This is a genomic window from Methylobacterium sp. J-118, from assembly GCF_057836565.1.
Window position 1 is genome coordinate 5821739 of sequence record NZ_JBYQFA010000001.1, and the last position, 25426, is coordinate 5847164.

The following is a 25426-nucleotide window of genomic DNA, read 5'->3' on the forward strand; positions in this document are numbered from 1 at the left end:
GCGGGATCCGGATCAGGCGGACGAGGACGGGACGGCATGGGCAGCGGCGTCGAGCGGCGTCGTGCGCCGGCTTCCCGCTCGACGCGGCCGCCCGTGCACGATGCCGAAGACCACGGGCACGAAGAACAGCGTCGCCAGCGTTGCAAACAGCAGGCCGCCGATGACGGCGCGGCCGAGCGGCGCGTTCTGGCCTGGCTCGATCGCCATCGGCGCCATGCCGATGATCATGGCCAGCGCGGTCATCATCACCGGCCGCAGCCGCGTCGCTCCGGCTGCCAGCGCGGCCTCGAGCGCGCTGCGCCCGGCGCGGAGCTGCTCGCGGGCGAAGCTGATGACCAAGATCGAGTTGGCGGTGGCCACGCCCATGCACATGATCGCCCCGGTCAGCGCCGGTACCGAGACGTGCGTGTGCGTCGCAAACAGCATCCAGACGATCCCGGCCAACGCCGCGGGCAGCGCCGTCACGATGACGAACGGATCGATCCAGGACTGGAAGTTGATGACGATCAGCAGGTAGATCAGCACGATCGAGAAGGCGAGACCGACGAGCAGCTGCTGGTAGGCCTGCGCCATGGTCACCGCCTGCCCGCGCACGGTGACGGTCGACCCCTTCGGCAGGTCGGATTTCGTCGCGTCGATCGCCCGTTCGATGTCCGCCGTAACACCGCCGAGGTCGCGGTCCTGCGTCGTGGCCAGAATGTTGACGGTGGGCGCGATGTTGTAGTCGGTCGCCACGGCGCTGAGCGGTTCAGGCGCGATCGAGGCCAGTCCACCCAGGAGCTGTTCCGAGCGGGCGGCGGTAATCGGCAGGTTGTTGAGGTCGCCCAGCGTATCGATGGCGTATTGTGGCGTCTGGACCGAGACCGGGTAGGACACGCCGTTGCGCGGGTCGAGCCAGTAGGTCGGGGCCGTCTGCGTGCTGCCGGACAGCGTCGCTTGGATACTCGTGGCGGCGTCGCCCTCGGTGAGGCCGACGACACCCGCGAGCGCGCGGTTGAAGTCGACCCGGAGGGCTGGGTTGCGCGCCTGCTCTTGGATGCGCGCATCGGCGACCCCCGCCACGCGTCGGACCCGGGCCAGCAGCTTGTTGGCGTAGGCGCGCCCCCCAACAACGTCGCGCCCTGCAACCTGCACGTCGAGCGCGGCGGGGGAGCCGAAGTTCAGGATCTGGCTGACGATGTCAGCGGGCAGGAACGCGAAGGTAACACCCGGAAAGTCCTGCGGCAGCCGCTCGCGGAGGGCGCGGGTCAACGCGGCCGTCGACGGGCCGCCCGCCGCCTCCCCCTGGCCGCCGGCCTCGTCGAGGGTCACCAGCATGTCGGCGTCGAAGGTGCCGATGGTGCCGCTGTTGCCGTAGGAAATATTGATGCCGCTGATCGGAAGCCCGATGTTGTTGACGACGCTGGCCACGCGCCGCGCGGGGATCAGGGCGCGCACGCGCCCCTCGACCCGCCCGGTCAGCGCCGTCATCTCCTCGATGCGCGTGCCTGTCGGCGCCCGCAGGTGAATGCGCAACGCGCCCGCGTCCACATCGGGGAAGAAGTCGCGCCCGAGGTAGGGAACGAGGCCGAACGACAGGGCGACGACCCCGAGGAAGCCGGCCGCGAACGTCTTCCGATGTGCCAGCGCCAGGGCGAGCAGCCCGAGATAGGCCTGTCGCAGCGCCTCGAAGCGGCGCTCGAAGCCCCCCTGAAACCGGGCGAACGGGCCCGGCTTGGCGGCCGGGTCCTGTCCGTGGGTGTGCTCGGTCAGCAGGTAGCGCGCCAGCGTCGGCACCAGGGTATAGGTGAGCGCGTAGGACGCGATCATCGCGAACACCACCGCCATCGCCAGAGGTCGAAACAGGAAGCCCGCCACGCCGCCGAGCGCCAGGAGCGGCACGAAGGCGATGCAGATGCAAAACAGGGCGATGGTGGCCGGCGGCATGATCTCCTGAGCGCCGCGGGTGATCGCCGTGACGATATCCTCGCCGAATTCCTCCATGTGCCGGTTGATGTTCTCGATGGTCACGGTGGCGTCGTCGACGAGGATGCCCACCGCCAGCGCGAGCCCGCCCAGCGTCATCACGTTGATGGTCTGCCCGAGCGCCGACAGCGCGATCAGCGAGCACAGCACGGCGAGCGGGATCGAGACGGTGATGATCAGGGTGGAGCGCCAGCTGCCCAGGAACACCAGGATCATCAGGCCGGTGAGGGCGGCGGCGATCACACCCTCGCGCACCACCGCCACCACGGATTCCCGCACGAAGCCGGATTGATCGGCGACGTACTTGAGGTCGACCCCGGCCGGCAGGGTCGCCTGGATGGCCGGAAGGCGCGCCTTGACCTCGGCGATGATGTCCAGCGTCGAGGCGTTGCCGATCTTCAGGATCGACATCAGCACGCCCTTCTTGCCGTCGAGTTGGACGACGTTGGTCTGGGGCGGCGAGCCGTTGCGCACGTGGGCGACGTCGCGCATGAACACCACGGCGCCGTCGACGACCCTGACCGGCAGGTCGTTGAACGCCTCGATCGTCTTCGGGGAGTCGTTGAGGTCGACGATCCACTCGAAGGTCCCGATCTTCTGCGTGCCGACCGGGTTGATCAGGTTCTGCCGGGCCAGTGCCGCGCCGACGTCGGCCGCCGACAGGCCGTGCGCGTGGAGCGCCGACTGGTCGAGGTCGATCTGCACCTGCCGCGCCGCGCCGCCGTAGGCGTAGGGCAGCTGGGCCCCGGGGATCGTGGTGAGCTGCGGCCGGATGAAATTCTGGGCGAGGTCGTTGAGGGCCGTCTGCGAGAGGCTGTCGCTCGACAGGGCGAGCTGGATGATCGGCACGCTCGACGCGTTGTAGGCGAGCATCAGCGGCGGCGTGATGCCCGGCGGCAGCTGCTTGAGCTGCGTCTGCGAGATCGAGGTGACCTGCGCTTGGGCGGCGGTGATGTCGACGCCGGGCTGGAAGTAGATCTTCACGATCCCATAGCCCGGGACCGACTGGGATTCGATGTGCTCGATGTCGTTGACCGTGGTGGTCAGAGAGCGCTCGAACACGGAGACGATCCGACCCGACATGTCATCGGCCTGCAGACCGGTATACTGCCAGACGACACTGATGACCGGGATGCCGATACGCGGGAAGATATCGGTCGGCGTCCGGACGATCGACATGACCCCGAAGATGAGGATCAGGATCGACATCACGACGAAGGTGTAAGGCCGCAGCAGAGCCAGTCGGACGATCGCCGCCATGCCTTGGATCCGCCTCAATCAGTTCGGTTGACGAAAGCCGCCGACCGCGTTCATCCGCATACCGTATTATGCATTCATAGGGCCAGTGCGGCAATTTGATGATGTCGATCGCGCGTGACGATCAGAAACATCGAGAGACAATGTCTGGATTCTAGACAACAAGGATGTTTCTGCTAATATAATATTAAAGATTGCTCGGATTAGATGTCCAGATCGTGAAAATTTTCGTGACGGTAAGTCCGTGGGTTGCGTTTGGCCCTTCGCGATTATCCGTCACCCAATCGCGGGGCGTTGCCTTCAAGCATTCGCTATCGGATCGCAGAATAAAATCGACGCTCCGCACGCGGCTTTGAGCTGAGACAGCGCCCTGGTTTGATGAATTCAGCCACGCAGCAGCTATGCGCTGGGCCACTCTGGCGCGGCTTCGGCGGTTCCTGGCATGACCAGGATGGACGCATTTCAGACATGACATGCCCTGCTCCCAGGGGCCCGCCGGCCGGCAACGCACATCGCGCCGCCGGCCGACTGTGTCTTCAGTCGCCGCCGCAGCACTCGGGTGTAGCAAGGCGATCTCATCCCGCCGGCGCGTCGGCATCGGCAGATCCGGCCCGTCACGCCATCGCCGTGTGACCTCGCCGCCCGGCTTTGAGACACGACGACGGCGTCATACCAGCCGTCCACCTCGCCCTCGGTGATCGGCACCCGGCAGCCGATCGCGAGGCCGGCCCAGCTGCGCGGGTATCGGGGATCTGGCGGACCTCTCTGGCCGAAGCAGCGATCGTCGCCGGCCGTGGGCGTCTCAGGGCGCTCGGTGGCCAGTTCGGTGGTGAGGGTGGTCGATCCCGCCGATCCGCCGGCGCGGGCTTGCACGCGCGCGTAGGCCCCGGTTGTCCATGAGCCGGGCCGGAGCCAAGATCGCCGCTGGGGCCCCACTGCGTCGACACCGTCTCCCCGGCAGGACCGTGGGGCGCCGTCTCGCGCAGAGGTGATGCCGGTGCCTGATTGCCAAGCTGCGGCAGGGGGCGCAGGCCGAGGTCGGCTCGAAACGCGGGACTTTCCGTCCGAATGTCTATCACAACGCTGAAACCGACCGCCAAACTGCGCGACGGGCTGCCGCCCGGCCAGCGCGGCCGGGCCATGGCCGCGGTGCTCACCGGGGTGGCGCTCGCCACGCTCGATACCGCGATCGCCAACACGGCGTTGCCCACCATCGCCGCAGATCTCGGGGTCGATCCCGGCGCCTCGGTCTGGATCGTGAACGCCTACCAGCTCGCGGTCGTGGCGACGCTGCTGCCGATCGCGGCACTCGGCGAGATCGTCGGGCAGCACCGGATCTACGTCGCCGGGCTCATCCTGTTCATCGGCGCCTCGCTGGTCTGTGCCCTGGCCTGGTCCCTGCCAACGCTCGTCGCCGCGCGCGTGCTCCAGGGGATCGGGGCGAGCGCCCTCATGGCGGTCAACATCGCGCTGATCCGCTTCATCTACCCCGCGCATCAGCTCGGCCGCGGCGTCGGGCTCAATGCCTTCGTCGTCGGCGTCGGCTTCGCGGTCGGTCCGACCGTGGCATCGCTGATCCTGCTAGCCGCGCCCTGGCCCTGGCTGTTCGCCGTCAACGTGCCGATCGGCCTCGGTGCTCTCGCACTGGCCTGGATCGCCCTGCCCGACACAGGACGGTCCGGGCACAGCTTCGACGCCCCGGGCGCGCTCCTGAACGCGGCCGCGTTCGCGCTGCTCGTGCTCGGATTGGGCGAGGCGGCACACGAGGAACCGCTCTGGCGCGTCATGGCGGAGATCGGCGCCGCGCTCGTCTGCGGCGCCCTCCTTCTCCGTCGCCAAAGGAACCACCCGGCGCCGATGTTGGCTGCCGATCTCCTGAAGCGCCCCCTGTTCGCCCTGTCGGCGTTGACCGCGGTGTGCGCCTTCGCGGCGCAGGGCCTCGCCTTCGTCTCGCTGCCTTTCCTGTTCCAGCACACGCTCGGCCGCTCGCAGGTCGAGACCGGCTTCCTGATGACGCCCTGGCCCGTGGTGGTCGCGCTTCTGGCGCCTGTGGCCGGGCGCCTCTCGGATCGGTATGCCCCAGGTCTGCTCGGCGGGGTCGGGCTCGCCGGCCTCGCGGTCGGAATGGGTCTGCTCGCGGTGCTGCCCGCGAATCCGAGCGTCCCGGATATCATCTGGCGAATGGCGATCTGCGGGGCTGGATTCGGCTTCTTCCAGGCCCCGAATCTACGCGCCATCATGACGAGCGCGCCGCCGGCCCGCTCGGGCGGGGCGAGCGGCATCGTGGCGACGGCGCGGCTTCTCGGCCAGACCCTGGGCGCTGCCCTCGTCGCTGCGTGCTTCGCGGTCGCGGGCGTGCACGGATCGGCGCTCGCCATGGGCCTTGGGTGTGCCTTTGCCGGATTTGCAAGCGCGGTGAGTTTCCTGCGTCTGGCCGTAAGTTCATAAGGTCGTCGCCGGCTGGCGAGCCACTCGCCTTGCTCGGCGGGGCGGAGCCACTCGCTGCCGATGCCCAGGCCAGCATGAATCCGCGCAGCGGGATGACGGTCCGACCGGGCGCGATCCAAACCGACATAGAGCCAAAGGGAGAGCGGGCATGATAGGATGGCGGGCGCGCCTCGGCTTCCTGGTTCCTCCGGGTAATCCGACGGTCGAGGTCGAGATGGGCGCTCTGGCCGCCGTGACGGGCGTCTCCGTCCACTACACCCGGATGAACGCGACCGGCGAGACCGGCAGTCTCGCGGGACAGGATGCGCGCAACCGCGAGCAGATCGCCGGCCTCGACGCGAACATGGCCCTGCTCTGTCTGGTCAAGCCGAAGGTCGTCGTGCTGGCGCACACCGCGACCAGCTACACGCTCGGGCAGGCCGAGGAGGCCGCTCTCGTGGCGCGGATGGAGGAGCGCTACGCCACGCGCTTCATCACCGCCTTCGGGAGCGTCGTGGCCGGGCTCCGGCACCTCGGTGTCCGCACGATCGCCTTCGGCACGCCTTACGCGCCGGAGGCGACCCTGCAGGGCAAGGCGCTGCTCGAGGCGCACGGCTTCGCCGTCGTCAATCACGGCAACTTGCCGGGCGTGCGCAACATCTACGACGAGACGGCGGAGCGGGCCTACGGCCTCGGCCGCCTCGTGGATCATCCCGACGCCGAGGCCCTGGTGCTGAGCGGCGTCGGGATGCCCACCCTTGCGACGATGGCCACGCTGGAGCGCGACCTCGGCAAGCCCGTGATCTCGGCGGCCTCGGGTATGATGTGGAACGCGCTTCGCGCCGCGGGCCTGCGCGAGGCCGTTCCGGGGTACGGCGCCCTGTTGGCGGGAGCCGATGGCCGGTCTGAGGGTCGCTGAGGCGCCCCCCGCGGCGGTGCGAGGCTCAGTGCCGCGAAGGCACCCCGAACGAGACGGCCGGGAGGGCCCCTTGCGGACACGAGCGGCAGCGATCGGCTGGTACGGCCAACTGGATGCGACCGAGCGCCGGACGTTCTGGGCCTGCTTTGCCGGCTTTGGCCTCGATTCCATGGACAACAGCATCTACGCGCTGGTGATCCCGGCCCTGATCGCCACGCTCGGAATCACGCGGCCCGAAGCGGGTTACCTCGCGACCGCGGCGCTGTTGGGCGCGGCGGTGGGGGGCTGGGGCGCCGGCGTGGCGGCGGACCGGATCGGCCGGATCCGCGTGCTGCAAGGGACCATCCTATGGGTCGCGCTGTGCACCTTCGGCGCCGCGTTCGCGACCGGATTCGCGCCGCTGGCCCTGCTGCGCTTCGGCCAGGGCATGGGCTACGGCGGCGAGGCAGCGGTCGGGGCTACCCTGATCAGCGAGGTGGTGCGGCCCGCCCTGCGCGGGCGCGTCGCCTCCGCGGTCAGCAGCGGCTACGCCGTCGGCTACGCGGGTGCCGTGGCGCTGTTTCCGATCATAGCCAGCCTGTTCCCGCAGGACCTCGGTTGGCGCGTGTTCTTCACGATCGGGCTCATCCCGGCCGCGGCGGTATTCCTCATCCGCCGGTTCGTGCCGGAATCCGGCGTGTACGCCGAGAGCGCCGCCGCATCGCGCCGTACCGGCGGACTCGATGTCTTGCGGATCTTCACGCGTGCGCATCGGCGGACGACGCTCGTGGCCGCGACCCTGTCGACGGGTATCTTCGGCGGCAATTACGTGATGATCATCTGGTTGCCCACGTATCTGCGGACCGCGCTCGGCTTCACGGTCGCGACCAGTGCGGGGTACCTCGCCGCCAACATCGCCGGCTCGCTGGTCGGCCCCCTCCTCTACGGCCAGTTGGCCGATCGGGTCGGCCGCCGGCCGGCCTTCGGCGTGTTCCTGCTCCTACAAGCGCTCAATGTGAGCCTGTACGTGTTCGCCGCGCCGAGCCTCGGCCCCCTGATCGGGCTGAGCTTTGCCCTCGGCGCCTGCCAGAACGCCCTGGCGTCGGGCATGACGCCGACCTTCGCCGAGTTGTTCGAGACGAGCCTGCGGGGCAACGCCCAGGGCTTCTGCCTCGGTGGCGGCCGGGGGTTCGGCTCGGTGATGCCGGCCCTGGTCGGGCTCATCGCGGCGGCCGCTCCGCTCGGCACCGCGATGGGCGCGTGCGCGTTGGGCGCCTACGCCATAGCTTTCGCCGCGACCCTGGCGCTACCCGAGACGACCGGCGTCGACCTGGGAGGCGTCGGCGCACCCGATGTTGGGCCGCGATGATCCGAGCCGCGCCCGCCAGGCACGATAGCCGTTCGCGCGGGATGGTTTTACGATGTCTGCCGCGATCCGGCTGCAGTGCGCCGCGACGTCCCACGCATGCGAGCGGGATCTCCCGCGCGCCCGTCATCACCGCTGGACGGCGTACGACAGCGGGCGGGGTAAAGGTCAGGAGAGACCCATGGACATCGACCGACGCGTCCTCCTGGCCGGCGCGGCCGCGCAGTTCCTGCCCACCCGCACCGCCTCGGCCGAGGATCGCCCCATCCCCCCGGTCAGCGGCCGGATGAAGGCAATCGTCGCCGGACCGGAGGGGGCGAGCCTCACCGAGATCGACATTCCCTCCCCGAAGCCGACGGAGGTGCTCGTGAGGGTTCGGGCGGCCGGCCTCAACCGCGCCGATCTCTCCGTCGCCGCCGGGCAGCCGCACGGCCCGGCCGGTGATTCCGGCGCGGTGCCGGGCCTGGAATGGGCCGGAGAGGTCGTGGCGGTCGGCGCGGCCGTGAGTGATATCCATCCCGGTGACCGCGTCATGTGTTCCGGCGCCGGGGGCTACGCCGAGTATGCCGTGGCGGATCACGGGCGGACCCTTCCGCTCCCCGCGGGCCTGTCGTTCGAGGTCGCCGCGACCCTACCGGTCGCCCTGCAGACGATGCACGACGCCCTGATCACGCAGGCGCGCCTGCAGCCGGGCGAGACCGTGCTGATCCAGGGGGCGAGTTCCGGCGTCGGGCTGATGGGGCTTCAGATCGCCCGGTGGCGCAAGGCTTCGGTCGTGATCGGTACGTCGCGAAGCCCCGAGCACCGCGCGCGCCTGTCCGAGTTCGGCGCCACGCTGGCTATCGACACCAAGGATCCGACCTGGCCCGAGCAGGTGCAGGCGGCGACCGGCGGTCGGGGCGTCGACGTGATCATCGATCAGGTCTCCGCGCCGGTGGCCAACGGCAACCTGCAGGCCGCAGCCGTGCTCGGACGCATCGTCAACGTCGGCCGGCTCGGCGGCAGCCGGGGCGAGTTCGACTTCGACCTGCACGCCACGAAGCGCATCAGCTACATCGGCGTGACCAACCGGACCCGGACGATCGAGGAGCAACGCGCGATCACCGCGCGCGTCCGGGCCGACCTGGGGCAGGCTATCGCGACCGGGGGCTTCAGCCTGCCGATCGACAGCCGGTATGCGCTGGCCGAGGCGCCGGCCGCGCTCGCGCGCATGAAGGCGAACGCGCATTTCGGGAAGATCGTCCTGAGCGTCTGACGCCCGGCCCGCATCGTCCAGGCTACGCGGCCAGCCCCACGGCGACCGCAGCGCTCCCGGCCGGATCGTCGCGCTTCAGCGGCGCGATACCGGGTCACGCGATCGCATCCGGCCGGCGATCATGGCGCGCCGATCGCGCCGATCTCCGCCTCTCGGCGCCGCGGCCGGACGCGCGGGCTGCCGCATCGCGGGATCGGCATGGTCGAGCGATGTCCGCCCTGCGATCGCCGCAAGAGCACTTCGCGCGGTCCCGTTACGCCTGCGCCCGCCGGACGGGTGAAGCCGTTCTGCCGCGTGCTCGAGTTCCGCGGGACGACCTCCACGGCGATGGGGCCAGGGTTTGGATGCGGGCACGAGTTTCGCGATGGCGATCCGGACATCCGGCGGAGAAGATAAGGGACACGATGGCTGACCAGATCAACCGCCGGAGCGCGCTCGTCGGCATGGCTGCCACCGGCGCCCTGTCGGCGGTCAGTCCCGGACCGGCCACAGGTGCGACCGGTTCGAACACGACCGCCTCCGCCGCCGAACTGGCTGCCGCGATCCGGGGCGGCCGGCGCTCGGCGCGCGAGATCGTCGATCTGCATCTCGAACGTATCGCCGCGGTGAACCCGCGCTTGAACGCCGTGGTCCAGCTGACCGCCGATGCGGCGCGCGGGGAGGCGGACGAGGCCGATGCGATGTTGGCGCGTGGTCAGGTCAAGGGCCCGCTCCACGGTGTTCCGGTCACGATCAAGGACACGCTCGAGACGGCCGGCACGATCTGCACGGGCGGTACCCTCGGGCGGGCGCACTCCGTGCCGAAGACCGACGCCACCGCCGTCGCGCGGCTGCGGGCGGCCGGAGCGATCGTGCTCGGGAAGACCAACGTGCCGGAGTTGGCCGGAGCCCTGGAGACCGACAATCTCGTCTACGGGCGAACCAACAATCCCTACGATCTCGCCCGCACCCCGGGTGGAAGCAGCGGCGGCGAAGCCGCGATCGTCGCGGCGGCCGGCTCGCCGCTCGGCCTCGGGACCGATGCGGGCGGCAGCATCCGTGTCCCGGCGCATTACTGCGGCCTCGCCGCGCTCAAGCCGACCGCGGGGCGCGTCCCGCGGACCGGCCAGTTCCCCCGGCCGATGGGCGCGCGCAACGCGGTCTTCCACGTCAGCCTGATCGCCCGGAGCGTGGATGATCTGGCGCTGGCTCTGCCGATCATCGCCGGGCCCGATGTTCAGGATTACACCGTCGTCGACATGCCGCTGCTCGACAGCCATAGCGTCGATATCGCGACGTTGAGGCTGGCGTATTTCGATGACGATGGCCTCGCATCGCCCACCGCCGAGATCGCCGCGGCCGTACACCAGGCGGTCGAGGCCCTGGCACAGGCGGGCGTGGCCGTGACGGAGCGCCGGCCCCCGGACGCGGCCAAGGCAGGGACCATCTACTACGATATGACACGCGGCGACGGCGCAGCCGGTGTCCGGGCCTTCCTGAAATCGGTGGGCACCGAGCAGATCTCGCCGCTGTTCGAGCGGTCGCTGCAGTCGCGCTCCTCGCCCGCGATGGGCAGCATCACGGAGGCGCTCGCCGCATTCAATCGCTGGGATGCCTACCGCAACGCGATGCTGGCCTTCATGCAGGATTACGATGCCCTGCTCTCGCCGGTCCTGCCCTACGTGGCGCCGCCACATGGCACGAGTTTCGACGAGGAACTGCAGAAGGGCATCGGTTACGCGCAGATGCACAATCTGACCGGCTGGCCGGCCGCGACGGTGCGCATCGGGACATCGCCCGAGGGACTGCCGCTCGGCGTGCAGGTAGCGGCTCGCCCGTGGCGGGAGGATGTCGCGCTCGCCCTCGTCCGGCGACTCGAAACCCGCTTCGGCGGCTGGACCGCGCCCAGCATCTAGGTCGGGGCAGCGAGCCCCGTGAGGGATCTGCCGGACCGGCTGATGCGCGCCGCGTCGGCGGCCCGTACGGCTACGCTCACCGAGCCGACGGCTCTGGAGGACGGCCGGAGGCCCGACGAAGGCGCCGCTTGAGACCGGCGCGCGCTCTGCCGGACGCCGAGGACCTGCGGCGGATGATTCATTCTGAGTAGCTGCGGAAGACAGCGCCTGCGCAACGTTCCGAACGCTGCGGCGCCCGCACGGATCGACCGTCGAACGATCGACTGTTCAACGTCGTCAGCCGCTGGTCACTCCGGACGAACTCCGATCTCGCGCAGATACGACGCCGTCGCCGGGTGCAGCCAAGCGGCCGGTACGGTCGAGGCCAGGGTGCGCGGGTCGCTCTCGCGGCCCTGGGGATAGGCGCGGGCCAGGGCCTCCCGACCTCGGTCGATCGCCCGCACGAGCCGGGTGACCCGGGCGGCGTCGAGGCCGGGTCGAGCCAGGATGAAGCTCCAAGACCCGACGGTTGCGATGGGGGCATCCTGTCCGCGGAAGGAGCCGGCCGGGACGGTCAGGCGGCGCATCGAGGCGCGCAGGGCCAGGATCTTTGGGATCGCCTCGGGCGCAGGGCCGAAGAAGCGGGCGCCGCCGGGCGCGTCCGCGAGGGTCTTGAAGCTTGGCCAGCCGAGGCTTGCGCCCCACAGAGCCGTCGCGCGGCCGTCGAGAACTTGCGTTGCGCCGTCGCCGGCGTCGTCGAGGAGGATCGGCGTGATGTCGCGGTCCGGATCGATGCCGGAGCCTTGGAGCACGGTTCGCCCCATGATCGTGAAGCCCGAGCCGCGCGTGCCGAGCGCGACGGCACGGCCGCGCAGATCCTGCACGTTCTGAATCGGACTGGAGGCGGGGACCACAAACATGCCGGGCGAGGCATCGATGGGTGCCACGACCGACAAGCCTTTCCCGTCGGCCGGTCCACCGGACAAGGCCTCGTAAGCATACTCACCCTGCACGAGGGCCAGGTCGAGCGTGCCCGTCTTGAGCAGGGTCAGGTTTTCCGTTGAGCCCTTCGTGATCCTCGGCTCGATCACCACACCTCGGTCGACCTCACGGACGGCGGCGATGAGCGCCCGGCCGAAGGCGGGGAATGAGCCACCGGGCGTCGCCGTCCCGAGCGTCAGACGCAGCTCTGGCTCAGAGCGTTGAGCGCGCGCGGGTCCGGTCGCAGCGAGGGTGATGATCCCGAGGAGCAGTTCCCGTCGCCGTCCCATGCTGCGCTCCACCGACGGGCCCGTCCCAATGCGTCAACCACCGCTTCCGGTGCCTGGCGAATTCCGGACCGTCTATGGACGTGAGATTTTGACCACTGATTTGTTCCGCAGTCGCGTTGCGTTGCCGCGATGCCGCGCGATCGACAGCATCGGATCGCTGGGCATTGGCGTGCCGAAGGGCGGGCGTTAAAGCCCATGCCATGTTCGATGACGCAGCCGCTCAGCGCTATCTCGCGGGATTAGCCCCGGTGGCTATGGGGTCCGTGCGCTGGCTGATCTATGACGATAAGCGCCAATGGGTCTCGGTCGTCGATGGTGAGATCGCCTCGCTGCGGGAGGATTGCGCACAGGTCGTCGGCGCCTCGGTGGAGGCGGATGCCTGCGCGTCATTCGGCGATGCGATCCGCGCGTTCCTCGCCGAAGGGACCGATCGCACGCCGCAGATTGTCGCCCTGTCGTGCGCTGTGTTGATGCAGAGCATCGGCGATCTCGACGCGGTCTTCGTCCAGATCCAGTCCGGGATCATGGCGACCCTTGTTTCCGCCGAGGACGTCGTCGTCAGGCCCGTCGCCGTATCAACGTGACCGGACGGATATTTTGGCTCCGGCAGCTCGCGGGCGACCGACGCGCCTGTGAGCCGCTGCCCAGCCTATACCCAGCTGAAGAACACCGTGCGCGACCTCGGCATCGAGGCGGACGGCGCGCTGGTGATGTCCGCGCAGACCGTCATCTGACGATCACCGCGGCGGCCACAAACGCCGTCGCACCCCGGGGCCAAGCCATAAGCTTTGCTTTGGGGAGCCCGCTCGCCATGTAGCGGGCCATGATCCGACTGATCCCCAGCCTGCCCGCCGTCTACGTCGTCGCACGCGTGGTGTGGCCCAGCCCGTGGCCGCTCGCGCTCAAGCTCAGCGTGACCGTCCTCCTGCTCGTCGCATCCCAATACCATCTCTGGTGTCGCCTCTCCTCCGGATCGGTCTTCGCGCCGGAGTTCCCCCGCCCGGTGGTGATCCTGTTCAACGGGGCGTTCGGGGCGCTCGCGCTGGCGACACCGATGCTCCTTGCCCTCGATGCCGCGTCGCTGGTGGGCTGGGTCCTGTCCGGGGGCGGATGGGCGGTCCCCATGGCCTGGCGCTACGTGGCGGTCGTCGCGGCCGTGGTGCTGGCGGTGGTGGCCGTGTCTCAGGCCGTGCGCGTACCGCCGCTGAAAGACGTCATGGTGGCGATCCCGGATCTGGCCCCCGGCTTCGACGGCTACACGCTCCTGCATCTCTCCGACCTGCACATCAGCCGTCTGTTCCCTGAAGCGTGGGCGGAGACCGTGGTGGCACGGGCCAACGCCCTCGGGAGCGACCTGATCGTGGTGACGGGCGACTTCATCGACGGGTCGCTTGCATCCCGACGGACCGACGTCGAGCCCCTGCGCGCCTTGACGGCGCGGGACGGCGTCTGGGCCGTGCCCGGCAACCACGAGTACTTCTTCGACTTCGACGCCTGGATGGCCCACCTCGCCGGGTTGGGGATACGCGTTCTCGCCAACGCCCACACGGTCCTCAGGCGCGATGGCGGTGTGCTCGTGGTGGCGGGCGTGACCGACCGCTCGGCGCCCGCGACCGGTCATGCGGGTCCAGATCTCGCCGCTGCGCTGGCGGGCGCGCCCGCAGGGGCGGCGGTCGTGCTGCTGGATCACCAGCCGGCGAACGCGGCACGGGCCGCCGCACACGGGGTGCGGCTGCAATTGTCGGGGCACACCCATGGCGGCATGATCCGTGGGCTGGACCGGCTGGTGGCACGGGGCAACGCCGGGTTCGTCTCCGGGGCGTACCGGGTCGGGGGCATGCTGCTCTACGTCAGCAACGGCACCGGGCTGTGGCCGGGCTTCGCGCTTCGGCTCGGCCGCCCCTCCGAGTTGACGCGGATCACGCTGCGAACCGCGCCGTGACACCGCCTGTGGCGCTCAGCTGAGCAGCGCAAGCGTCGCCGTCGCGCGAGGACGGCGAAGTGGCAGGATGAAGCGATGATGACTACGGATCGACCGGAGCGCGTGAGGCCGCGCCGCGTCCTCCTTCTTGGGGCGACCGGCACGATCGGCCGGGCGACCGTGCGGGCGCTGGTGTCACGCGGTCACGAGGTCGTCTGCCTCGTCAGGCGCCCCGCCGACACCGCCATCCCCGCAGGCGCCACCGAGCGGATCGTGGATCTGACCGATCCGGGATCGCTGGCGCGCGCGGGCGTCCGCGGCGAACCGTTCGACGTCCTGGTGTCGTGCCTCGCATCGCGCACCGGATTGCCCGACGACGCCTGGGCGATTGATTACGGCGCGCATGTCAATGCCCTGCACGCGAGCCGGGCGGCCGGCGTGACGCAGGTCGTGCTCCTGTCGGCGATCTGCGTCCAGAAGCCGGTCCTGGCTTTCCAGCACGCCAAACTGGCCTTCGAAGCGGAGCTGATCGGTTCAGGGCTCGACTACACGATCGTTCGGCCGACGGCCTTCTTCAAATCGCTCTCGGGGCAGATCGATCGCCTGAAACGCGGCAAGCCGTTCCTGGTTTTCGGTGACGGGACTCTGACAGCCTGCAAGCCGATCAGTGACGACGACCTGGGGCGCTATCTCGCGGACTGCCTCGACGATGAGGACCGGCGCAATCGCGTGCTGCCGATCGGCGGGCCGGGCGAAGCGATCACCCCGAAGGCGCAGGGCGAGCGGCTCTTCGCCCTGCTCGGGCGCGAACCGCGCTTCACCCACGTTCCGGTGGCGCTCCTGGATGTGATCGTCGCCGTCCTGGCGACGATCGGACGATGGGTGCCGACCGTGGCCGCCAAATCCGAACTCGCGCGGATCGGCCGGTATTACGCGACCGAGTCCATGCTCGTGTGGGACCCGGCGACCGGGCGATACGATGCGCAGGCCACCCCTTCGACGGGGTCGGAGACGCTGTTTGCCTATTATGCGCGCGTGATCGGTGGTCAGGCCGTCGCCGAACGTGGCGACCACGCGGTGTTCTGACGATGTTCCGATCCGAATGACGCGAGCTGATCGAGGGACCATCCGTTAAAGGTGGATATCGGGCCTGGGCCGCCCATCACTGCGGCGTCTGCTTCGAGGGTGAGCGCCGACTTTGTTCGACCCGGCGCGGCAGCTCCTGCGGCAGGGCGGAGCGCCGATAGGGTGAGCGCGTCCGCCACGCCTTGATCTCCGGGACGGCTCGACCTCGGCCAGTACGCTCATCGGTGGCTCGGGGCATGATCTGCGCGGCGGCTGGCGTGTTCAGGGTGAACGCCCGCTTCGAGACCTTGTCGGCTCGGCCTGGGCGACCGTGCTGCTGCGCGTCCGTTGCCCCAACGGCCAAGGCGAGGCGATATGAGCACCCCCGTGCCGACGGGCTGAGGCTCCCGCGCGAGCGGCAGAGGGTCCGGCGATCGCATTAACCGCAAGTTCTATCCGGCCGTGTGCGGGGCCAGGGCAGTGGTGGGGCTGGTCTCGCCGATAGCTCAAGGCGTTGGCCGTGCATTTCCACACCTCAGTCCTGATCCACCCCCTGCCCTCACCGTCCCGGACGGCTCCGGGGCTAGTGTCGACCAGCGGCCTGGCCGCACCCCAGGCGCGATGGCGGTGCGCTCGTGGTGGCGGGCGTGACCGACCGCTCGGCGCCCGCGACCGGTCATTCGGGGCCAGATCTCGCCGCTGCGCTGGCGGGCGGGCCCGCAGGTACGGCGACCTGTTTAAGCGATTTTACAGGGAAACAAGCACAGCAGGCCAGATTTCACGACCGGATTGCACTGGTCTAGCAGGCGCTTAGTGGCCGTCCGTCGCGCTGAAACGTCCAGGCCGAACAGGTGATAACAGGTGCTCCCGGGCTCGGATCAGGCTGTTTGCCCGACGAAACCGCCTCATGTGCGAACCCGTGCGGCCTCCCCGCGATGAGGTGTTCCGCGACGCGTCGAGCGGCGGTCGGTTCTGCCCTCGCGTCTCGACCGGCGCAGGCCTCCCGGCGGCCAGACGTTCGAGCCGTCGCCAAGCCGTCCTGTAGCTGCGGGTCTTAGGTTCCTCCTCCCTATGGGCTCCGATCTGCCTTCACGATTTTGGGTCGAGGTCTAAGCCATGGGGTTCGGCCGCTGAGCGTCGGATCGAACGAGAATCCAAAATTTTATCATACGATCGACTGGAATTATGGTGCGGATGGAGCGTGAATACTCGTGCGGCGGGGCGTTTTCACTGCTCGATTGCCGGCGAGATGAGTATGAGCACACGTCCTTCCAGTAGCGCCACCTTTCCGCCGGCAAATCGTCAGCGCTCGGCCGCCGCGCTGCTCCGTGTCCGGGGCCTCGACGGTCGGAGGCGAGGCGATAGGCGCACCCCCGTGCCGACGGACTGAAGCGCCATCGCGCGAGCGGCAGAGGGTCCCCGGCGATCACGTCGCCCCGCAAGGCCTGCCCGGCCTCGTTGCGGGGCTAGGGCAGTGGCGGGGCTGGTCCCGTCGCTCGTTCGAGGCACGGCCGTGCATATCCACACCTCAGTCCAGACCCATCCTCTGCCCTTACCGTCCCGGGCAGCTCCGGGACCGGCGTCGCCCAGCGGCCCCGCTGCGCTCCCGAACCTACCGCGCTCCTCTCCGCTCGCAGCGTGAGGGCGGCGATGTCGAACCGCAGCATCTCCTGGGCTGCCGCCCTGCGCGAGCTCAAGGCCGATCGCGCCGTCCGCTCCCCCGTGCGCGAGGAGCGTCTGCGCACCAGCGCGGGCCTGCGCGGCGCGCCCGCTCTCGCCATGAGCGTGTGGCGCGGGTTGTCGAGCCGGCGCTACGTCGTGGTCGTGCAGCCGCTCGACGCTCCCGATCTCGTCGCCGAGCATGCCGCGGTCGTCCTCGCGGTCGCCCGCGATGAGCGCGGGCGGGCCTGGATCATCGCTGCCCGCGCCTGCGAGGCCGGCGATCCCGGATTTCTCGGTTGGCTCGCGGCCTGCGCCGGGCTCGGGGCGCGCGAGCTGCACGCGTATCGGTTAGCGGAGACCGCGCCCGAGCGCGCGGCGGTCGCGGCCGACCTGAGCGGACCGGCTGCCGTGACCGCCGCGGGGGTGGCGTGATGGCGCGTCGGGAATTCGGGAAGGCGGTGCTGCGCGCTGCCCTTGCCCGCGCGGACGGGCGCTGCGAGGGGCGGCTCGCGGACGGCAGCCGTTGCCCCTGCGCGCTGCAGGCCGGGCGCTTCCATTACGACCACATCGTCCCGGCCGCGTTGACGGAGGATGCCTCCCTGGAGAACTGCCAGGTTCTGTGCCGACCCTGTCACGCGGCCAAGACGGTGGTCGATGTCGGCGTGATCGCGCGGGTGCGACGGGTCCGCGACCGGCACGCCGGCATCGCCGACCCGCACCGACGACCTTTGCCGGGTGGCAGGGCCAGCCCGTTCAAACGGTTGATCGGCGGTGGCGTCATCCGCCGCGATACCGGCGAGCGGCTCGATCGGGGTGAGCGATGAGCGGTGGCCGCAGGCCTCTCCGGTCGCCTGGGGTGGGTGTTCCCAGACAGGCAGGCACGCGCGATCGCACCTGCAGGCGGGATCGCGACCGTCCACCCAATTCGGCTCGATGCCCGTTGACCTTTGATCTGGCCGTCGATAGGCAGTGTTAATCCTCTTATATGAGGTATTAGGGAATTCGCCGGCTTCCATCCTGAATTCGGATGAGCTGTAGCGTCATCCCTTCTCCGGTAGCGATTCCTGCGATGCAGGAGATCCGGGCATTCGTACTCCGCTGATGTTGCGCGGACGACGGCAGACCTGGGACAGACTTCGCCGTGTCGTAGCCTCGTGCTGCGGCCCGCTGAAGCTCGCGTCCATCAGCCACTCGTCCCGTCCTTCGCGGAGTTCGACCGCTATGTCCTCAACATCATCAATCCGGGTCCGCCAACGTGTCGTACCCGCGCGCGCGGAATCGGCATCGCCGCCTGTCTCCGACGCGGGGGCACCCGCGCCCACACCCAGCATCGCCGTCACGCACCAACCGGTTGCCGCCGTTCGGCCGTCCGAGCAGCCGCTGCGCAAACGTGGACGTGGCCAGGTCGAGCGCCTCGCCGCCAACATCGAGCGTTTCGGCTGCCTCGTTCCACTCCTCGTCACCGCGTCCGGAGAGATCATCGACGGCCACGCCATCTACGAGGCCTGTCGGCGGCTCGGACACACGAGCGTGCCCACGATCGTCATCGACCATCTGTCAGACGCCGAGATCAGGGCACTTCGCCTGTCGCTGAACCGGATCGCGGAGAAGAGCAGCTGGGACGCGAATGCATTAGCGACCGAGTTCGCGCACCTCCTAGCGATCGAACCCGACCTCGTCGCCTTCAGCGGCTTCGACCTGCCGGAGATCGACTTCGCGCTCACGGCGCTCAGTGTCGGGGAGGCTGACCCGACCGACGTCGTTCCGGATCCCCCGGCCATGCCGGTCTCGCGTGTCGGCGATCTCTGGACCTTCGCCGGAGGTCATCGGCTCCTGTGCGGCGACGCGCGCGCCGGCGAGAGCTACGTCGCCCTGCTCGCCGGGCAGCGCGCACAGAAGCTCTCGACCGACCCACCCTACGGGTGTGCCATCCGTGGCCATGTCAGCAGCTCGCACGGCGAGTTCATCCAAGGCTCCAAGATGAGTGAGGCGGAGGCAGAGAGCTTCTTCGCCGGCTTCCTCGACGCGGCCGTTCCCCACCTCGAGGACGGTGCGATCGCAGAGATGTTCATCGACTGGCGCGGGATGCTTCCGCTCGTGAACGCCGCCCGCGGTGCCGGCCTGACCCAGCTCACGACCTGCGTCTGGGACAAGGGCACGGGCGGGATGGGGTCCCTGTATCGCCAGCAGGCCGAGTTCGTGCTGGTGATGAAGCGCGGAGCGGCGCGGCACATCAACAACGTCGCGCTGGGCCGGCACGGGCGCAACCGCACCACGGTCTGGTCGGCCCCCGGCCTCAACGGCTTCGGACGCGGTCGGCAAGTTGCGCTCGCCGCGCACCCGACCGTCAAGCCGGTCGGCCTGATCGCCGACGCGCTGCTCGACACCTCGCACCGCGGCGGACTGATCCTCGACCCGTTCTGCGGCTCGGGCACGACACTCCTGGCCAGTCATCGCACCGGCCGGGTCGGACACGGGGTCGAGCTCGATCCGACCTACGTGGACGTCGCGGTCGGGCGGATGGAGGCGCTCACCGGCGCGCCGGCGCGCCACGCGCGGACGGGGCTCACCTTCGCGCAGGAAGCGGAGCGGCGCGAGCGCGAGCCATCCGATCAGCTGGCGGTCGCGGCCGCCGCGCTCGAAGCTTGAGGGGGTCACCATGTCCGATGAGCCGATCGAGCTGAACGACAATACCGTCACCGACGACGATCTCGCGACGCCGGCCTCGTTTGCCCGGGAGGACGCCGACGCACGGCCTCGGCCCGCCCGGGCGGCCGGCGGCCGCTTCGGCCCGGGCCAATCGGGAAACCCGCGGGGTCGGCCCCGCAAGGCTCCCGAGGCGTTCCACGCGATGACGGCACGCGTCTTGAACGAGACGGTCACGCTCACGCTCCAGGGGCAGCGGGTCGAGATGACCTGCGCCGAGGGGATGTTTCGCGCGATGTGCCACGCGGCGATGAAAGACCCGCGCCTGGGTAAGGAGGTCTTTCGATACGCCGCGGCGCGCGAGGCCGGGGTCGATCCCGGCGTGACGGAGGCGAGCCTGGCGCAGAGCGAGGCCGCGTTCGAGAACTATCGCGTGCGGATGCGGCGCCAGATCCTGGCCGAACTCTCCGCATTGAGCGCGGCGTCCTCGGGTGTAGGCGACAACGACAATCCCGGAGCTGCGGTCGAGCCGGAGGACGCGTCGTGATCGCGCCTGCGGCTATGATGCCGGGGGTCGTGCGCGGCGATCTCGCCACCTTCGTCGAGCAGGCCTTCGCCACGCTCGAACCGGGGACGGCGTTCTCGGCCAACTGGCACTACGAGCATCTGTGCTGGGCGCTCGCGCGGGTGGTGCGCGGTGACCTGCGGCGGCTGATCATCAACGTGCCCCCGCGCTCGGGTAAGTCGATCATCGCCAGCGTCGCGTTGCCGATGTTCGCGCTCGGCCACGATCCGAGGCGGCGGATCATCTGCGTCTCCCATACCGAGGATCTAGCCCGCAAGTTCAGCCTGGATCGGCAGATGGTGGCGCAGAGCCCGTGGTATGGCGCGGCCTTCCCCGCGTTCAGGCTGGTCGGCCGGCGCCCGCGCGACCTCGAGCTGACGACGACAGGGCGCGGCTCGGTCTTCGCCGCCGGTATGGGCGGGGCGGTGCTCGGGCGTGGCGCCGACCTCATCGTGATCGACGATCCGATCAAGGCGGTGGACGCGCTCTCGCGGGCCGAGCGGCGTCGAGTCAACGAGGCGTTCGACAACACCTTGCTCACGCGCCTGAACGATAAGCGGCGCGGCGCAATCATCATCGTGATGCAGCGGCTCCACGCTGACGATCTGGTCGGACACGTCCTGGAGCGGGATACGTGGGAGGTGGTGTCGCTGCCCGCGATCGCCGTAGATGAGACTTGTCATCGCCTGAGCGATGGGCCGGGGGACGTCTACCGGCGCCGGGCTGGGGAGCTGCTGCACCCTGAGCGCGAGCCGATGACGGTGTTGGAGCAGATGCGCCGCGCCCAAGGCTCGCTGACGTTCCAGGCGCAGTACCAGCAGGATCCCGCGCCTGCCGGCGGCAACGTGATCCGCCGCGAGTGGCTCCGCACCTACGAGGCGCGACCGAACCGCTTCGACCGGATCGTGGTGGCGTGGGATACGGCCTCGACCCTGTCGGAGGCGAGCGACTGGTCTGTCGGGACCGTCTGGGGCGCCGTCGGGCTCGACTACTATCTCCTCGACGTGGTCCGGGACCGTTTCGAGGCTCCCGACCTGCGCCATGCCATCGTCGCGCTGAGCGAGCGGTGGAGGGCGGACGTGACCTTGATCGAGAAGACTGCACTCGGCCACGCGCTGCTACAGGATCTGCGCCGGACGGGGGCGCTGTCGCCGATCTTGGTGGAGCCGCGCTACGACAAGGAGGCGCGGCTCCTGGCCCAATCCGCTCGCTTTGAGGCGGGGCAAGTGTATCTTCCGACCGAGGCGCCGTGGTTGGGCGCATACATCACTGAACTGCTGGCGTTCCCGAACGGCCGTTACGATGACCAGGTGGATGCCACCACCTATGCCTTGCATTACCTGACAGCACGGCGGCCGCGAATCGAGCCGCCGGCGCGGCGCAGCCGGGAGAGCATACGAGGGGTCAAGAAACGGATTTGCGCGGTGGAAGCCACGTCCGCATCCGTCAACTCAGATGCCCCATCCCGCGATGAGACGCGCGTGAGTTACGAAACGGGGCGTCGCATCGTCCACGTCCCCGCTTCGTTCCCAATCCCGCCGCTCGAAGAGCGAGAGGGGGCGACCAGACGAAAATCCCGTCGCTCGTCGGGCAACCGCGATTGAGCCCGAGCGGGTACTTCGAATCGAAGCCGGCCCGCACGGCATCGGCGGCGCGGCGGCCGGATGGGATCTCGGAACACTGCTGCCGCGTGATGAGGGCCAGCCGCCAGGGGAAGGCCGCGGGCTGCCCATCGCGGGCGAGCACGGCGGCGAACGGAGCATCAGCGTAGATCGGGCCGCGGGCGTCGCACAGCCCGAGATCGGCTGGCCGCGCGAGAACGCGCCGGGGGCGACCGCAGTGGTCTCGGTCGGCACGCCGGCGTCCAGCGTGCGATCGAGGGACACCTTCGGCCTGCGTGATCACGGCGCGTTCTACACCTCAATTCGAAAGCACTGGCGATCTTAGCCCGCCTCAACCCGGTCCCCACCGGTATCCAACCCTGGGCGATCCAAATGCCCGCGTGGCGAGAGCGGCCTAAACAGGGTCCGGGAGAGAGGCTTAAGGTTTCCGCCTGATGGGGGCCAATCTGGTCCGGGTGCGCCTGTAACGCGCCCCGAGCCCGGTGACGCGTGTCGCCCGATAGCAACAGGCATGGGCCGCGTTCGGGGGCGTCGGCCGGATCGATTGACCGTCGCGGCGTGCGCCGGAGATAGAGGCTTTCCACGCCCACGGTTCTTCTGTTGCCGGTAATAGATCACTCGTGCGACACAGCGATCGTCAGTCTTCCCCGCCTTCGACTGCCCCGGCTTCACCGGTGCGGGACGTCGCTGCACTCCCCCCGAACGCTGCGCCCGCGGCCTCTCTCGCACGGCTCCCATGCAGGTCATCTCGATCGTTCAGCAAAAAGGTGGCGTGGGTAAAACGACGCTCGCCATCAACGTCGCTGGCGCCCTCAAGCAGCGCGGCCTGTCCGTGATGGTGGTCGACGCCGATCCGCAGGGGTCCGCGACCGCCTGGGCCTTCCCGCGCAAGCTGGGGTTTGAGGTGAAGGCCGAGCTCCTGGCCAACGGCACGCTCTCGATCTGGCTGCGCAACATCCTCAAGCAGCGCGCCGACGTGATCCTGATCGACACGCCGGCCGGCCTGAGTTCCGTGTTTCGCGCCGCCGTCGACGTCGCCGATCTGGTGCTGATCCCGTGCGGGCCGTCGAGCCTCGACATCAACGCCGCCCGCACAACGCTGCTGAACGTGGTCTCCGCGCTGCGCAGCGACGCCCGATCGCGCACGCAGATCGCCATCGTCCCGACGCGGGTCGACGTGCGCACCCCGGAGGGGCAGCAGATCACCGACGAACTCAGCGCCCTCGGCGAGAATGTCAGCCCCCCCTTGAGCCACGACGTCTATTTCGTGCGCGCGTTCACGCAGGGCGTCTCGGTGACGGCCGCGGCGCCGGCGAGCAACGCCGCGCAGGAGATCAAGGTCCTCACCGACTTCCTGCTCGAATCGCTGGCCGCGAGCGGCGCGTGACCGGCGCGGGATCACGTCGGTCCGCACCCCACCCCGTCAAACGCCCTCCCCTGACGTCGCACAGCGCCGGGAATTTCGGGACCGCGCGAACGTGCGCCCGGTAGACCTGGGACCCTGGGATGGTCCTAGGTGCGGCCCGGCGGCGGTCACGGCCGTTTGCGCTTCAACCACTCGCCGGTCTGCTCGGAGAGATGCGTGGCCGCCCAGGCGGTCGAGGGGGCGACTTCGATCAGGAGGAGGCTGTCGTCCTTATGCAGATATCCGAGCAAGCTCTCGCTGAGGACCCGCAAGGTTTCCGTGCTCTCGATCAACCACGCGCAAGACTGCGCCTGATGTGCATCGATGGCGCTGAGATGGCCATAGAGCACGCTGTAATCGTGGCCGACCGCCCTCATGTCGAAGCTGGCAAGATAGATCGCCATCGTCTCGCTCGCCGGGTGAAACACGCATCCCGATGACGGGCACCGTAGGCGCGGCGCGGCCCCGTGTCATCGCGCGTTTCGCGTGCTCACGCGAACGCTATCCCGGGCGCGCGGCTGGCAGGGGAACGCCCGCAAGCCCGGCGCCGCGCGGCCGCCGCCGTCCTCGCCCGGCACCGACTTCGCACATGTGAGAGGCCCGCGACGGGACTGCCGCGCGACAGTTTCCCGGTAGGCATCGCCGGCCGGCGATTCGCGCTCGAAGGCGGACGGCCCACATCTGAAGGCCGATGCTCCCCGCGCCGCATCAAAATTCTGCCGCCTTCCGATACACTGATCATCCCGACCGACACGGGGCCGAATCACCGTCACCGGCCTGAACGCGCGTCGCGGTCGTTCGAACCACCGCCACGGTGTGCTGCAGCGCTCAGATTGCGGCGCGCAGACAGTCTTGGGGCTTCAGGGCGAGAAACTATACTGGTCTCACTCAAATGAATGATGACAGGCCCTGTTGACGGTTTATTAAGTATTGAACTGCCTCAGCCCGCCGCGTGCTGAATTGTTAACGATTCCGGGCCGGGCTGAGAAACGGCATTTTCCGATCGAGAGCGTCGGAAAACTGCTGAACCACAGATCCGGCGCCGCCAGCGGCAGACGGGCGTAACGGGCTGATAAAGTTCAATAAAAACAGTCTCAATCTCGATGTTCTCGGGCTGCCCGGACGACGCTCTGGGTTGATTCTCGCCGTGTTTTCGTTGCGATTTTGCAACGCGGTAACCCTAAGTAGAATTGCCATTGAATCCTGGTTTAAGTTTTCATTGACCGAATTCAGTAGTGTCTCGTAAACAAAGACCAGATGCGCGCCGAGCGCTCAGATCGAATGCGGAAAGGGACAATGGCTGAGCGCGTCACATCCGTGCCGCTGGAAACGGGGCTGTACGTGCTGCGGTACGTCCAGGCGCCGACAGCCAATGGTGCGCCGCACGTGTTCGTGCGGCCGTCGCCGGGCAGCGAGGATGTCGTCGAAGTGATCTCGCCGCCCGGCGAGCGCCCCGGATCGATCCCGGCCCCGGGCGGGTGCGTGGTCGTGCGCGCCGAGCGGGCGAGCAGCCTGCACATCACCATCTCGTCCGCGCTCGCGTCTGGGGGTACCGAAGCCGAGCTGCGCCTGGAGTCGCTCGCCGGTGAGGCGCGGCCGGGCGCATCGGTCCAGGGTAGGGCGCAGCCTTCGGTCCCGCAGCCCGCGGTTTCGCCGCCCGCCCCCCGGCTCGACGTGATGGCGCATGTGTCGCGCCGCGGCGATGTCCGGGTCAGCGACGGGCGCTGGGTTGCGGGGCCTGATAGCCCGGCGCCGATCGAGGGTCTACAGGTCAGCCTCGTGGGTCAGACGGCCGGCCTTTCCCTTGAGTATCAGGTCCAGGTCAGTGGACCGGGCGGTGCCTGGACGCAATGGATGACTGACGGGTTCGCGGGGACGCGTGGACAGTATCGTTCGCTCCTCGGCGCCCGGCTGCGCTTGGTCGGGGCGAGGGCGCCGGAGTTTCAGTTCGAGGCCGAGGCCTTGTTCCTCGGCGCGACGGTCATGCGCCTCAAGGGGCAGGCGATCGAGGTGATTAGCGGCTCGGGGGTCGATCCCCTGGTCGGTCTGAACCTTCTCGTCGCAGCAGCCCCGGCCGCTCGCTCGGCCAATCCTGTTCCTCAGCGGTCGGCGAGTGAGCCGGCCGCAAGCCCTGAGCCGGCCCCGCGCGCAGGACGTGTGCGCGTGTTCCGGTCGGCGGGCCTGCGTTGATGCACCGCCAGACGGCGGATGGACATAAGACTTTTAT

The 25426-nt window shown here is 69.1% G+C and carries 18 protein-coding genes; 15 read left to right on the forward strand and 3 right to left on the reverse strand.

Annotated elements, in window-relative coordinates; genetic code table 11:
- Nucleotides 1–12: 12 nt before the first annotated feature.
- Nucleotides 13–3225, reverse strand: a complete 3213-nt coding sequence (locus tag AC3IF3_RS28395; protein ID WP_243967242.1) for an efflux RND transporter permease subunit — start codon at nucleotides 3223–3225, stop codon at nucleotides 13–15.
- Nucleotides 3226–4290: 1065 nt separating this feature from the next.
- Here AC3IF3_RS28395 and AC3IF3_RS28400 point away from each other — a divergent pair.
- The 5 genes from AC3IF3_RS28400 to AC3IF3_RS28420 all read left to right on the forward strand — a co-directional run bounded on the left by AC3IF3_RS28400 (nucleotide 4291) and on the right by AC3IF3_RS28420 (nucleotide 11063).
- Nucleotides 4291–5670, forward strand: coding sequence for an MFS transporter (locus AC3IF3_RS28400; protein WP_243967241.1), 1380 nt, complete (start codon nucleotides 4291–4293; stop codon nucleotides 5668–5670).
- A 148-nt stretch (nucleotides 5671–5818) separates the two neighbouring features.
- The gene (locus AC3IF3_RS28405) at nucleotides 5819–6568 is read left to right on the forward strand and encodes a maleate cis-trans isomerase family protein (protein ID WP_489231186.1); all 750 of its coding nucleotides are present in this window, start codon (nucleotides 5819–5821) and stop codon (nucleotides 6566–6568) included.
- Nucleotides 6569–6638: 70 nt separating this feature from the next.
- Entirely contained in the window at nucleotides 6639–7916 is a 1278-nt protein-coding gene (locus tag AC3IF3_RS28410; RefSeq protein WP_489231187.1) for an MFS transporter, read from the forward strand.
- A 283-nt stretch (nucleotides 7917–8199) separates the two neighbouring features.
- Nucleotides 8200–9168, forward strand: a complete 969-nt coding sequence (locus AC3IF3_RS28415; protein WP_243967271.1) for a zinc-binding dehydrogenase — start codon at nucleotides 8200–8202, stop codon at nucleotides 9166–9168.
- Between the two features lie 404 nt (nucleotides 9169–9572).
- A complete protein-coding gene (locus AC3IF3_RS28420) occupies nucleotides 9573–11063 on the forward strand; it encodes an amidase (protein WP_489231188.1) in 1491 nt (496 codons plus the stop codon).
- A 287-nt stretch (nucleotides 11064–11350) separates the two neighbouring features.
- On the opposite strand, the gene AC3IF3_RS28425 is transcribed toward AC3IF3_RS28420, so the two are convergent.
- The gene (locus AC3IF3_RS28425) at nucleotides 11351–12313 is read right to left on the reverse strand and encodes a TAXI family TRAP transporter solute-binding subunit (RefSeq protein WP_489231189.1); all 963 of its coding nucleotides are present in this window, start codon (nucleotides 12311–12313) and stop codon (nucleotides 11351–11353) included.
- Nucleotides 12314–12513: 200 nt separating this feature from the next.
- Between AC3IF3_RS28425 and AC3IF3_RS28430 the strand changes: the two genes are divergently transcribed.
- The 9 genes from AC3IF3_RS28430 to AC3IF3_RS28470 all read left to right on the forward strand — a co-directional run bounded on the left by AC3IF3_RS28430 (nucleotide 12514) and on the right by AC3IF3_RS28470 (nucleotide 23181).
- On the forward strand, nucleotides 12514–12897 hold the full coding sequence (locus AC3IF3_RS28430; protein WP_489231190.1) for a hypothetical protein: 384 nt from the start codon (nucleotides 12514–12516) through the stop codon (nucleotides 12895–12897).
- Nucleotides 12898–13136: 239 nt separating this feature from the next.
- Nucleotides 13137–14255 (forward strand): metallophosphoesterase, encoded by a 1119-nt coding sequence (locus AC3IF3_RS28435; protein ID WP_489231191.1) that lies wholly within the window; start codon nucleotides 13137–13139, stop codon nucleotides 14253–14255.
- Nucleotides 14256–14333: 78 nt separating this feature from the next.
- Nucleotides 14334–15320 (forward strand): NAD(P)H-binding protein, encoded by a 987-nt coding sequence (locus AC3IF3_RS28440; protein WP_489231384.1) that lies wholly within the window; start codon nucleotides 14334–14336, stop codon nucleotides 15318–15320.
- Nucleotides 15321–16949: 1629 nt separating this feature from the next.
- Entirely contained in the window at nucleotides 16950–17393 is a 444-nt protein-coding gene (locus tag AC3IF3_RS28445; RefSeq protein ID WP_489231192.1) for a hypothetical protein, read from the forward strand.
- Between the two features lie 26 nt (nucleotides 17394–17419).
- On the forward strand, nucleotides 17420–17785 hold the full coding sequence (locus AC3IF3_RS28450; RefSeq protein ID WP_489231193.1) for an HNH endonuclease: 366 nt from the start codon (nucleotides 17420–17422) through the stop codon (nucleotides 17783–17785).
- Between the two features lie 397 nt (nucleotides 17786–18182).
- On the forward strand, nucleotides 18183–19610 hold the full coding sequence (locus tag AC3IF3_RS28455; protein ID WP_489231194.1) for a site-specific DNA-methyltransferase: 1428 nt from the start codon (nucleotides 18183–18185) through the stop codon (nucleotides 19608–19610).
- A 10-nt stretch (nucleotides 19611–19620) separates the two neighbouring features.
- The gene (locus tag AC3IF3_RS28460; RefSeq protein WP_489231195.1) at nucleotides 19621–20154 is read left to right on the forward strand and encodes a DUF5681 domain-containing protein; all 534 of its coding nucleotides are present in this window, start codon (nucleotides 19621–19623) and stop codon (nucleotides 20152–20154) included.
- Entirely contained in the window at nucleotides 20151–21776 is a 1626-nt protein-coding gene (terL, locus tag AC3IF3_RS28465; protein WP_489231196.1) for a phage terminase large subunit, read from the forward strand. The genes AC3IF3_RS28460 and terL overlap by 4 nt, the downstream gene beginning before the upstream one ends.
- Nucleotides 21777–22530: 754 nt before the next feature.
- On the forward strand, nucleotides 22531–23181 hold the full coding sequence (locus AC3IF3_RS28470) for an AAA family ATPase (RefSeq protein ID WP_279598257.1): 651 nt from the start codon (nucleotides 22531–22533) through the stop codon (nucleotides 23179–23181).
- 146 nt (nucleotides 23182–23327) lie between these two features.
- Here the strand turns inward: AC3IF3_RS28470 and AC3IF3_RS28475 are convergent, their stop codons facing one another.
- Complete coding sequence (locus AC3IF3_RS28475) at nucleotides 23328–23603, reverse strand: hypothetical protein (RefSeq protein ID WP_489231197.1); 276 nt, start codon at nucleotides 23601–23603, stop codon at nucleotides 23328–23330.
- Nucleotides 23604–24495: 892 nt separating this feature from the next.
- Between AC3IF3_RS28475 and AC3IF3_RS28480 the strand changes: the two genes are divergently transcribed.
- Nucleotides 24496–25389 carry a hypothetical protein gene (locus AC3IF3_RS28480; protein WP_489231198.1) on the forward strand — a complete coding sequence of 298 codons (894 nt, stop codon included), beginning with the start codon at nucleotides 24496–24498 and terminating at the stop codon, nucleotides 25387–25389.
- The last annotated feature ends 37 nt before the right edge of the window (nucleotides 25390–25426 follow it).

Bases quoted from the DNA above. Each gene is read 5' to 3' on its own strand.
- AC3IF3_RS28395 (WP_243967242.1), bottom strand. From the start codon at position 3,225: ATGGCGGCGATCGTCCGACTGGCTCTGCTGCGGCCTTACACCTTCGTC.
- AC3IF3_RS28415 (WP_243967271.1), top strand. From the start codon at position 8,200: ATGAAGGCAATCGTCGCCGGACCGGAGGGGGCGAGCCTCACCGAGATC.
- AC3IF3_RS28460 (WP_489231195.1), top strand. From the start codon at position 19,621: ATGTCCGATGAGCCGATCGAGCTGAACGACAATACCGTCACCGACGAC.
- AC3IF3_RS28445 (WP_489231192.1), top strand. From the start codon at position 16,950: ATGTCGAACCGCAGCATCTCCTGGGCTGCCGCCCTGCGCGAGCTCAAG.
- AC3IF3_RS28455 (WP_489231194.1), top strand. From the start codon at position 18,183: ATGTCCTCAACATCATCAATCCGGGTCCGCCAACGTGTCGTACCCGCG.
- AC3IF3_RS28420 (WP_489231188.1), top strand. From the start codon at position 9,573: ATGGCTGACCAGATCAACCGCCGGAGCGCGCTCGTCGGCATGGCTGCC.
- AC3IF3_RS28440 (WP_489231384.1), top strand. From the start codon at position 14,334: ATGACTACGGATCGACCGGAGCGCGTGAGGCCGCGCCGCGTCCTCCTT.
- AC3IF3_RS28470 (WP_279598257.1), top strand. From the start codon at position 22,531: ATGCAGGTCATCTCGATCGTTCAGCAAAAAGGTGGCGTGGGTAAAACG.
- AC3IF3_RS28405 (WP_489231186.1), top strand. From the start codon at position 5,819: ATGATAGGATGGCGGGCGCGCCTCGGCTTCCTGGTTCCTCCGGGTAAT.
- AC3IF3_RS28425 (WP_489231189.1), bottom strand. From the start codon at position 12,313: ATGGGACGGCGACGGGAACTGCTCCTCGGGATCATCACCCTCGCTGCG.
- AC3IF3_RS28430 (WP_489231190.1), top strand. From the start codon at position 12,514: ATGTTCGATGACGCAGCCGCTCAGCGCTATCTCGCGGGATTAGCCCCG.
- AC3IF3_RS28400 (WP_243967241.1), top strand. From the start codon at position 4,291: ATGTCTATCACAACGCTGAAACCGACCGCCAAACTGCGCGACGGGCTG.
- AC3IF3_RS28480 (WP_489231198.1), top strand. From the start codon at position 24,496: ATGGCTGAGCGCGTCACATCCGTGCCGCTGGAAACGGGGCTGTACGTG.
- AC3IF3_RS28435 (WP_489231191.1), top strand. From the start codon at position 13,137: ATGATCCGACTGATCCCCAGCCTGCCCGCCGTCTACGTCGTCGCACGC.
- AC3IF3_RS28475 (WP_489231197.1), bottom strand. From the start codon at position 23,603: ATGGCGATCTATCTTGCCAGCTTCGACATGAGGGCGGTCGGCCACGAT.